This window comes from Enterococcus sp. GPZ-007 (assembly GCF_059374735.1).
In genome coordinates this window covers 23,765-35,033 of record NZ_JCAFYN010000041.1, presented here as the reverse complement: position 1 = coordinate 35,033, position 11,269 = coordinate 23,765, and the positions used below count along the sequence as shown (strand labels likewise).

9 protein-coding genes are annotated in these 11,269 nt (G+C 39.2%); 1 reads left to right on the top strand and 8 read right to left on the bottom strand.

Annotated features, from left to right (window positions below; all coding sequences use genetic code 11):
- From AC4J95_RS16975 to AC4J95_RS16940, 8 genes are all read right to left on the bottom strand, one after another.
- On the bottom strand, positions 1 to 2,993 hold a 2,993-nt coding region (locus tag AC4J95_RS16975), incomplete at its 3' end, for a MucBP domain-containing protein (protein ID WP_494550880.1).
- A gap of 68 nt (positions 2,994 to 3,061) precedes the next feature.
- A complete protein-coding gene (locus AC4J95_RS16970) occupies positions 3,062 to 4,708 on the bottom strand; it encodes a hypothetical protein (RefSeq protein WP_494550879.1) in 1,647 nt (548 codons plus the stop codon).
- Between the two features lie 43 nt (positions 4,709 to 4,751).
- Positions 4,752 to 5,042: a hypothetical protein gene (locus AC4J95_RS16965; protein WP_494550878.1), complete on the bottom strand. Its 291-nt coding sequence runs from the start codon at positions 5,040 to 5,042 to the stop codon at positions 4,752 to 4,754.
- Positions 5,043 to 5,052: 10 nt separating this feature from the next.
- Entirely contained in the window at positions 5,053 to 5,772 is a 720-nt protein-coding gene (locus AC4J95_RS16960) for a DivIVA domain-containing protein (protein ID WP_494550877.1), read from the bottom strand.
- Positions 5,773 to 5,785: 13 nt separating this feature from the next.
- Complete coding sequence (locus tag AC4J95_RS16955; RefSeq protein WP_494550876.1) at positions 5,786 to 6,388, bottom strand: DivIVA domain-containing protein; 603 nt, start codon at positions 6,386 to 6,388, stop codon at positions 5,786 to 5,788.
- A gap of 9 nt (positions 6,389 to 6,397) precedes the next feature.
- Positions 6,398 to 8,011 carry a glucosaminidase domain-containing protein gene (locus AC4J95_RS16950; RefSeq protein ID WP_494550875.1) on the bottom strand — a complete coding sequence of 538 codons (1,614 nt, stop codon included), beginning with the start codon at positions 8,009 to 8,011 and terminating at the stop codon, positions 6,398 to 6,400.
- Entirely contained in the window at positions 7,995 to 8,411 is a 417-nt protein-coding gene (locus AC4J95_RS16945) for a DUF1149 family protein (protein WP_494550874.1), read from the bottom strand. The genes AC4J95_RS16950 and AC4J95_RS16945 overlap by 17 nt, the downstream gene beginning before the upstream one ends.
- A 407-nt stretch (positions 8,412 to 8,818) precedes the next feature.
- Positions 8,819 to 9,934 carry a tyrosine-type recombinase/integrase gene (locus tag AC4J95_RS16940; RefSeq protein WP_494550873.1) on the bottom strand — a complete coding sequence of 372 codons (1,116 nt, stop codon included), beginning with the start codon at positions 9,932 to 9,934 and terminating at the stop codon, positions 8,819 to 8,821.
- Positions 9,935 to 10,500: 566 nt separating this feature from the next.
- Between AC4J95_RS16940 and AC4J95_RS16935 the strand changes: the two genes are divergently transcribed.
- Positions 10,501 to 11,217, top strand: a complete 717-nt coding sequence (locus AC4J95_RS16935) for a hypothetical protein (RefSeq protein ID WP_494550872.1) — start codon at positions 10,501 to 10,503, stop codon at positions 11,215 to 11,217.
- The last annotated feature ends 52 nt before the right edge of the window (positions 11,218 to 11,269 follow it).

The window sequence follows — 11,269 nt, the reverse complement described above, 5'->3', positions numbered from 1 at the left end:
CTGTCTGAATCTGAATCGCTGTCGCTGTCTGAGTCCGAGTCGCTATCGCTGTCTGAGTCTGAATCGCTGTCGCTATCTGAATCGCTGTCGCTGTCTGAGTCCGAATCGCTATCGCTATCTGAGTCTGAGTCGCTATCGCTGTCTGAGTCTGAATCGCTGTCGCTATCTGAATCGCTGTCGCTGTCTGAGTCCGAATCGCTATCGCTATCTGAGTCTGAGTCGCTATCGCTGTCGTCATTTTCTACATACTTAATTTCGAGATTATCACCAGGATCATCAATATCTGGGATCTTATATCCTTTTGTTTCGTCGTCTGGGTCAACCCATTCCAACTCATTACCCTCTTTATCTGTAGGTGTATATCCTGGAACATAGGCAATCGTTGGAAAATCCGGATGGCTTTGATCTAACATGCTACTTGGATCATTTGGATCATTCGGATATATGATAGTTTCTCCTCCTGGAAATTCAGGATCATCACTATCAGTAACTATGCTACCCATTTGACGGTACACGTAGGTAATTTCCGATGTACCACTTTCATCTACAATCATATCGGAATCAGAACTTGCATGTTTTCTGACATAAAGCCAGCCACTTACAACATTGATATTTTCAGAAATCGCACTACCTACTTTTGATCCTACGGTAATGTCATCTGCAATCTTATTCCCTTCGTGATCAACGTAATGATAGATAATTCCCGCATCATTCTCTGTTAATCTCCACGTTGTATTTCCATTTTTTGTCGTAGGTTGAATCGCACGACCGGGAGTCAAAGTAGTTCCATTTCCATCTATATAATGGTATCCTTCAGGAGGTATTGGCACGACTAAGTCTTTAAGACTTGTATAATCATCATTGATTTCATATTTAGTTGTTGAACCACTAATATTTCCATCATAAGCAGTGGTATCAATAATCAAGCTGCCTACTTCTTGATAGACATACACAACATCTGGTGTCGGTTCCGCATAACGTCCTACAGCATTTGACGGGCGTTGTGACAAAACATAATTCTTTTCACGATAGTCCTTCACTTGTGTAATATATAATTGTCCGAATTTACCAGTCAACGCTGTGTCATCAGCACCAGCGTTGATAGGTTCATCTCCAATGCCATCTCCATTTGTGTCTAACATGTATTTCACGCTTACGCTAGATTCATTTGCAGTGTAAACATAGGTTACCTCTTTTGTTTCACCTTCTGCAGGAAAAGTAACATTCATTTCCCCAGTTTCAGAATTAGCTCCTGCAGGTAATTTTGATTTATCTAAGCTATATCCCGTGATAGCTAGTTCTTCTTCTGTAATAGTCGTTGTCGCATCAGGCCATCCGGCTATATTGGTGACAGACTTAATAGCATTTCCATTATTATCAACATAATTAACTTTAATCAAACTTTGCCCTTCAACGGAAATTATATTGGGAGAACTAGTAATAGTGTAATTTTCTGATCCGCCTAATGAATCACTATATTCAACACTTCCAATATGTGATGCTGTTGAGTCAGCAAACTCAATTGTAAATGCTGAATGGAATTTCAAAGTTTGAGTACTAAAAGCTTCATTAATTCTATTAACTAAATCTGGTTCTGTATATTCAACACCAAATCTATTCTCAAGAAACTCAACGGGACTTTGAGCTCCACTATTTTTGTATTCTTCTGTATTTGTCAGAAGCATTCCATTATATTTGGTGGCAATGTTTGTGGCATACGTGTAAGTTCCATCTGAATTTTTTATTGACGTGTATGTGTTTACTCCACCCGCTCTCAAGAGTTGTGTAATCTCTGAATTTGTTGCATCTGCAGGAACATTTATATACTTTAATGATATCCCTTGCAGAGCAAGTGCATCTGTAAATAGTGTTCCTGAACCATCTGGAGAAGGAACATCAACATAAATATAATTACCTGAAGTTTTATCTTGTTGACTATCCCCAGTGTAGCCAGTGACAGCTGAATCTGACTCCAAAGTAGTTTTTGAAATTTGTACTACACTACTATCTTCATGTGGTAGATTTTCACCTTTGATTGCAGTTGCAAGTTTTTGTGAATTAGTATATTGATGGCCTGGGCTTATTGAGCCCGCTGTTGAAAAATTATAGGATCCTACTGCTTTTGTTCCGATTTCTTGCGGACCATCGACAGCCGTAGAGGTAATAGTTTCAATCACTTCTCCAGCAAAGCTTATTTCTATTGGTAAACAAGCGTATCCATTAACGTCAGAATTATATTCTCTAGGGAAAAATCTCCATCCACCATTGAAGAGACTATCACCTTTCTTCTTTTCAAGAATATTGTCTGTAATTGTTAGCTCAAAACCCACAGAGTCAGAAATGTATCTAAGTGTTCCCACACCTGGGATTTCACCACCTACACTGAAGAATGTAGGGTCTGACGCAGTGGATTCATAATTTTGCTTATTACCCTTAATTGGAATAATGATTTTATCACCAACATTTATGTTGTTATCTGAGTTATCAATTTCCCAAGAAAAAGAGATACCATTTGTGAACATATTTACGGAAAGATCTGAAGGTGCTGGTACTGTTCCGTCATAATTAACTCGTTGAATATTGGTTACTGTAAATTCAGCATCTTCGTTCGCAGTAAATGTCTTAGTACCATCACCATTATCTACCACTCGAGATTGCTTTTCTTCTGATTCTGAAGTACTGGTTCCATCTTCTGTTTTTTCTTCTTCCGTTGATACCGTTATCTCTTCTTCGACTGTTTCTGTCGTTGATTCAACGGTTGCCAATGTTGAATCTTGTGTAGAATCCGAAACCTGATCTTGTTCTTCCTCTCCAGACTTGACTGACTGCGTTTCTGCCGCATAAGATAAGGTCTGAACCATTGGTGCACCGACGGATCCGACGATCATTGCGCCGGCGACACCGCCTTTAACGACCCAATGTTTTTTCACTTTGTGCATTTTGTACTTCTTTATCGGTTCTTTCCGATAGATGGTTCTTTTGTCATTGCTCATGTGTAATAACCCCTTCTTTCTTTATAAAAAAGTTTCTTGTTGCCATGAATATGAGTGTTTTTATTGATCTATTTGTAAAAATAGTCAAAAAAATTAATCAAGCCGCTAAGAAAATGCTCTTGATCATCAATGCGCATCCGGAATTTGTCATGACGGGTGTAGAACCCATTCATGATTTTTTCTGGACACTTCATAAACATTGCCATTTCAGGAAACATAACCCCCTTTTCAATCTCGATTTCAGCACGTTTGGCGGCGACCTGTCGCAAACGCCAAAAGTCTATTTTGGAAACAAATTGAGTAAACTCGCCTTGTTTAAAATAGCTGGTTTCTTGGACCTTATCGGTCATTTTAATCGCTGCCATCAATAGCTCCAACAAGGTTGGGTAGGCAGTGTCGCGAAACTCAATGAAGTTCAGATTTTCAAACGCGTTCTTCAATCCGAACTCGTAATACTTCTTATCATTGAGGTATAGGAGAATCTCATTGGTGGCATAGCTCAACCAATGATCGTGGTAACGTTCGTATTTTTTTTCAACGAAACGGTCAAACAATTTTTTTGCTAATTGGAGATGCCGTTCGTTCTTAGTGATGGCATAGCCGCGAAGAATACTGAAGACTGCTTCCCCATCGTAGTAGATGATGTTGAACTTCTTCTTCGTTTCCAGCTGGTCATTCAAGATATGGGTGGTCTCACCTGCTTCATTGACGAAACGATCATCGATCCCTTGAATCAACTGATTGATGATCTCTTCATACTTGGTATTCCCTGTGATTGTCTGGAACTTCGCCATCGCGAGGATCGCTAAGGCTTGCGCACCTAACTTTATGGAGATGCCGGAACGCGCTTGTTCTTGGACATACTGCGCGCCGTCTTTTTCTAATAAAAGATTTTTCACTCCCCAGTCAAGGGCTTGTTCCGAGCGTTTCAGCTCTTCCTTCTTCCCAAGATATTCCTGTGCTTCTAATAACGCATAGACACTGGAGAAATGTCGAACAGAATTGTAGCCAGTCAAGGAATAATCATAGGTCGGATAATAGCCATAGATGAACTGACCGGAATCCTTGATTTGTCTGAATAAGAAATCTTCCCCCTGTTCGATCGCATGATCGATCTGCTTCGGCAACAGTCCATAGTTCGTTCCGCGGATTCCTTCTTGATCCGGCTTCGTGGATAGCTTGATCCATTCATCTGCTTCAAAATAAAACCCTTGCGTAGTAAACAAGTAGAAGGTTTTCTGCTTCAACTTTTCTCGCAATGGTGAATGATATTTTCGCTGGATGTATTTTTCCAGATTCGGCATATTGAGCGATAATTCTGGATTGTTAAAGCCGACTCTATGGTTCTTCGATGGTCGAATCAAGGCGCTGCCCATGATCTCTTCCCCGAGAAAAGCCGTCCGAAACTTCCGATCAAAGGCGATCCCTGTCCGAAAGTAGTTATTGCGCGGAACCAACGATAATCGATGGTTCAACTCGGCATAACTGTATTCCTCGATATGTGTAACGGCATCCACTCGAATGTGTGGCGCATCCGTTTTTAACAATTCTTCCTTTAGCCACTCTAGACTATGCTCTAGGGTTTCTCCGCGAACATTTTTGACTTTTGCCCGTTCTTTTCCGTTAGAAACGGAAAGAAATATATGCGTTTGCTTCGTTTCGATTGGCACTTGTTTCAGTTGTTTGACTATTCTTGCAATGCTGACTTCCTTCACATAGACTCCCCTTTTTACATGCTTGTTCTGCTTTCAAAAATTCTCACCATTGACCTCTTTTCGGTCCCCAATTTTTCTGTAATGGTGTACTGTTCTTCCCTACACGATCAGGATGATCGTTCGTATCCGTCTCCCATGGATAAAGGCCGTTCTCGTCTTTTTCATAGGTAGCTTCAATCATGGCATCTTCTTCTTCACGGGTAATCTTCTTACGTTCATGCCGTACTTTTAAATAGCTAAGTGTCGTTATAATCACCATCAAAGGGAAGACATAGCGGCGTATTTTAAGCTCAGCTAGGATATCGAAAACTTTATTTAAAAATTCAAAATCCATTTTTCCCCTCCTAGCCAATCCTTTTAGACGTTAATTTCATGACTTTCGACGACTCTTCAATCGTTGGCTGATTCAATAATTGGTTTTCTTCGATGAATTCATCAAGACCCTCGGCATATTTCTGGATCAGCTTACTACGTAGAGCTAAGAATTCGGACTTCAATACCTGTGCTTCTTTTGCTACACGTTCCTTGGTGACGAGTAAATCTTCGTATTGGAGCTCTAGTTCGAGGTACTCCATCTTCTTGTTGGCGATCTGGGTATTGAGGTGATCCTGTTCGTTGAGTAGCTCGCCTAGCTCAATCTGCAAATTGAGCAAGTGATTCATCTTGGCAGCCTCTGCTTCTTGGATCAGCTTGTCTTTTTGCTGTTTGGCTTCCTCCAATAGGAGCTTCGCCTCTGCCTGCACAGTATCTGCTGTCTTTTGAGCCAGTTCTTTCATCTTCTCTAGCTCTTGGAGCTCTGTTTCAAACTCCTTCAATCGTTGATTCTCTGTTTTCAGCTGATCAATTCGTCTATTAAGCTGTTGCTCATTCGCATGGTGTTTCTTGATCTTTTCTTGCAGTTCTTCTATCTCATGCTGATAAACAACGATCTCACTCTCTTTGACTTGATAGGCTTCATAATCTTCCACAACGTGCCTCATGAAATCTTTGACATCTCCCGCACGATAGCCGAATAACCGACGACGAAACGTCAATCCGCGGATATCCTTTGGATTAAAGTGCATCTTTCTCCCTCCTCTACTCTTTTGTTGTCTCTTCCGTCAGGGCATCATAATTCTCTCGAATCACATTCATCAATCGGACATACTCTTGTTTAACCGTATCAATTGACGCCACGATCATCCGCTCACTGCCAATCAATTCAGATAAGCTCGTCACCACTTCTGAACCGATTTCTTTGCGTTTTTGTTCCAGCTTTCTTGATTGTTCTTGATAGTACTGATCCGCACTACTCAAAATTTCCTGGGCTTCTTCTTTTGCTTGCCTTTCGATTCGTAATGCGACCTTTTGTGCCAATGACAAGGCAGTATCTTCATTCAGATTATTCGAGACACTTTCGGTCTGAATCGCGACGATTTGCTGCTTCAATGCTTGATTTTCCTGTTTGATCTTTTCAAGCGCTGTCTTTTCTGCAGTTTTTTGTTCTTCAAGCTTTTTTATCAAGTCTTCTTTCTCTTTTTCGACTGCAGCTGTTTCTTGCCTGCTTTTTTCCAATTGTCGTTGGTAGGAACCGTAATCTTTGGCGACATAGGTTAGAAAATCATCAACGTCTTTCTTCTTGTATCCCATTGCACCACTTGGGAAAGTCGTGTTTTTAATAGCTTCTTCGTTAAACTTCATTCAGAACCTCTAAAACAGAACCGATGATGGATCAATCAGTTGGGATTGACTCAATGAAGCGTCACGACAAACTTCAAAATGTAAATGAGGTCCGGTACTGTTCCCTGTACTTCCTACGTAACCGATAATTTGACCTTGTTCCACTTGATCGCCCGCTTTCACCACATATTGTGCTTGATGTGCGTAGAGTGTAGTCATCCCTTCTTCATGTTCGACCACTACATAATTTCCCCAAGAATAGTGGTATTCGGCGACATTGACTGTTCCAGCTTTGCTGGCGTAGATGGGTTCTCCCTGTGCGGCCGCCATATCTAAGCCACGGTGGAACTCACTCCCCCTTGCACCAAAGGGACTGGAAATCGTATAGTTTTCAACTGGAACAGCATAGCCTTGTGCACTGATTTCTGCTTCAGCTTTTTCTTTGTCATATTCTGTTAAGTTGTAAGTCTCGATCAATCCATTTAATTTTTGATTGTAGGAAGTATCTGTCGCATATTTTCCGGTCAAGAATTTCGTTGCATCTTCATAGGTTTCTGTATTTGATTTCCAAGTACCGCTGTAAAACTCGCTATTACCTGATAGACCTTCTTTCATCAATTTGGCATAATCTTCAAAGCTTTCTTCGTAATTCTCGTAGGCTCTAAACTCAGCTTGAATGGTCGTCATATTGCCATTGCCTAGATCTTCCTGTGTATTAAAGGTCGCGCTCTTTCCATTATGACTGCCTTTGATTCCAAACAAGTTATAGTTTGGCGCCTGCGCCAGCTGGCTTGTTCCGCTCGCTGATTCTAAAATGGCTTGCGCGATCATCACAGAAGCATACAAATCTTCCTTCTGCCCAATCTTTCGAGCAGGCTCCCCGATTTTCTTAATAAAGCTTTCTACCGATTCATCCTTTTCAAAATGAAGTGCACCATCACTTGCCTCTGTTGTTGAAGGAACTAGTTCAGCAATTGGTTGTGTTTCTACCTGACTGACAATTGGCTGCTCAACAGGTGCTGCGCTTGTTTGAACAGATATTGGAGTGTCTGTTGACGGAGTCGTGGTTGCATTATTCGCACTCGAATCCGTTGGTGTTTCAGGCGTTTTCGGTTTCGTCGGAGTCGTTGGCTTGGTTGGTTTTGTTGGCTTGACTGGCTCCACCGGATCAGTCGGTTTCTCTGGCTCTACTGGTTTCACTGGATTTGTCGGTTCTTCTGGCTCTACTGGTTTCACTGGATTTGTCGGTTCTTCTGGCTCAACCGGTTTTACTGGATCAGTCGGTTCTTCTGGCTCTACTGGGTTCACTGGATTTGTCGGTTCTTCTGGTTCCACTGGGTTTACTGGATTTGTCGGTTCTTCTGGCACTGTAGTGTTTTCTGTCAGCGCTTGTTCTGTTCCTTCACTTGCTGTTTGTAGTTGTTCAATAACTGGTTCTGTTCCTTCACTCGCGCCAACTTCTTCTGCACCAAATACTACTGGTGCACTATTTAATAGGATAGAGGCTGACCCAATCAAGGTGGTCGCACCTTTTACTCCTGACTTCACAAGTTGTGGTTGATTCCTTTTGGAACGATAGATTGTTTTTACCTGCTTTTGATAATAATGCTTCTTCACCAAATCACACTCACCCTTCTTCTCCATTGATATTTTCTATTGCCTGTTGATTTACCTGATCGAATTGAATCGTAACTCCCGGCTCATCTAACGCGATTTCACTTACTTCGTAGGTCATTCGTTTTACTAAAAGGAAGAGCGGCTTCATTAACTCATCCAGCTCTTCCTGTGTCAGATCCTCCTGAGATTCAATTCGGCGATCTTTAAAAAGATTAACCTGCCCCAAACTGCCGGATATGACAAATTCTTCAAAAATCATTGTGAAATCTAGGCGAATCCCAAGTGTACAACTATTGTCCTGATCGGCAGGATACGCTATCCTTAAAGGGGTAATATGAATTTTAAAGGAGTTATCATACTCCTCGTAATCTTCTTTTGTATCGTAATGAAACGAATTTACCTTAGGTTTATAACGCTCGATGTTCATGTAGACCTCCGTTATTTTTTTATGATGGCTATCGAAATTTTTCAGCCAGCTATTTTAAACTATTTGTTTGTTAGTTATAAACTATATTCCTGATAGTAATAATTCCCGTCATATTAACCTCAAGAAAAAGTGATTCTTCATTAACAAATTGAGGTGAAATAATCTTGGTCTTACAAAAAACTAGAAAAGCACTAAGAACCCTTATTTGAAAAGGTTCTTAGTGCTTTGTTGACGATGATTGACGGGTTATAACTATTTTTTAACATAACAAATTCTTTTTTTTAAGATCGAATCAAGTTTACGAATAGTTTAACCTCATTTTTCAACTATTCTATCTAAAGAAAGCGCTTACTTGCGTTTTAAAAAAAGAGTATACCAAAAACTGATCGTTTGATTTTTGAAAAGGATTACATTGTTCTAGCACCAATATAATCGTCCATTTTATATACAACAGAAAAACGTTGATCCAACATAGCATCCACGTAAGTATCCAACGTCATTTGTGTCGAAGCATGACCCAAAAGTGCACTGACTGATGAGATATCTTTTTCCACTTCCAAACACCGTGTTGCAAATGTATGGCGAAGCTGATGGAAATGGATACCTGGTAACCCTGCTCTTTCTCGAATTTTATGAAAATGGTACGTAAGTAAACGTGGCTCAGATGGTTGACCGTTTGTAGAGAAAACAAAGCTACCTTTCGATTGCTTCTGGTGCTCCTTTAACAAAACCTTCAATGTAGGGCTTAATGGGATTACTCTTACAGATGACTCTGTTTTTGAATCTGCAAATATCAACTGTGTTTTTTGCTTCATTTCGATCGTTCCTACTCGTTGGTAGGTGTGTTGTACATGAATCAAACCTGATTCAAAATCAATATCTGACCATTTTAGGGCAGCTATCTCGCCAATTCGCATACCTGAATGTAGAGAAAACAGAGTTGGAATCCCTCGCCCATTTTTTTCTTGAGCAGCGGCTTGCATCATCCGTCTTTGCTCCGAAACAGTCAAAGCTCTGACCTTTCTGCGTTTTGATTTAGGTAGCTGCAACTCAGAAATTGGATTAGAGACTACCTTTCCACTTTTTTTCGCATAATTTAGACATTTATTGAGAATCCGAAAAATAACTTGAATGGTTGATTGAGAAAGCTTTTTTTGAAGAGTTTGAAATAGATGTCTTCCATCATCTATAGTTATTTCGTTTAACGGAGTATCCTTCAGTACAGGTAAAATATATTTTGTGATCTTATAATAGTAACTGGCAAATGTAGAAGGCTTTACTTCCTTTTGGGTTTCATTGAGCCATTCAATCGTCCATTCTTCAAACGTATCTGCAGAAATTCCCTTTATCTGTTGCAATGATTGATATTGAATTTTTAAAGGATACAGCTTTTGTCGAACCTCTGTATAACTCTTTCCATAAATATATCCATATTTTAGTCTGCCATTTAATTTTCTACCTTTAGGATATCTTCCCTCCCAACGACCATCTTTTCGTAAGTATATATTTTCACCTTTTCGCATAGTTACATTCCTCCTAGTTTGACGGCTTATCAGACGGTTCATATTTTTGCTTATTCTTAATACTCTATGAAGAATAAACTAAAATTAAATGATGATTAATTTAGTTACTTTCTATTGATTTAAAAAATAGTGTTTTTTTATAATTTGTATTGCTTATTAATAATGGGTATTTTATAATAGCATTACAAAATAATTTGCAAAAGATTAATAAGTCACATAAATGGTTCTTTATTTTTTTGCTTTTTTCTAGTTTTTTGTAAGACCAAGCAATAAAAATAATGTTTACTATATCTAAAATTAAAACTCTTCTAATTAAACATCTTATCATTTTTTATATTTATTATAAATATGCTTCTCCTTTATAAACACCACATGTAATATTCCTGTCAAAAAATTCCATCTTTTTATTGATCCACTATGCATCTTATCCATTTCTTAAATACACTATTTTTTCATTTTTATGTTCTTTTTAAATAAATTCAAAAAACTTATATTTACCTTTGTTTTCTCCTTGAGTTATATTTTTAATGAAAGAAAAATTATTTATTTTTTTGAGGAGGATTCTTATGGATAATTTTGAGTATCTAGACGACAAACTTTGGTCACCGTTGTGGGAGACACTTTTATCAGAAGCCACTCTTTTCGATCCCTCTGGTAATCACGAAATACTGTGCATCCTATCAACTCCTGAAGAAAAGGGCATCTTAATTTTCACAGAAGAGGATATCTTTTTTAGTGATAGCAATGCGTTAAAAATGTTGCAGGACCTTACCTCATTCCATTCTTTTTCAGATTATCATGTCTTAGCGAGTTGCTTAAAACAACTGGGGCATTTTGGTAAATATAAAATGCCCTGGGTTTGTCCTTATTTCACCCTTTTTCCTTTGGAAGGCACGGACCATACAATCTGGATCAATCCCCTTAAAATTTCAAAGGTTTTTATTCATGAAGAGACCCATTATGCGCAAATGACAAATGGGCTTCATCTGATTCTCCCTATTCAAAAGCAACCCTTCATGAAACGTGCAGAAATTGCATGCTTAGCTTTAGCGACTATTCGACGAGGGATCTTTCATTATGTCATTCAAGGAGAAGTGCCATTAGATTTCTTGTTTTTCCCAAATACCTCGTTTGCAAAAACGTTAAGCAAACGGATTTACCTAAAAACTTTCCGAACATCAATTGGTGAGATTAATCGGCTCTATCAGATTACTTATTCGCTCCAGCATTGTGAATCATTGATATACGATCCTTACGACATTCACAATATTCGCTGGATCTAGTATAAAAAGCGCTATTCACTTCCATGACAAAGTGAATAGCGCTTTTGTATTT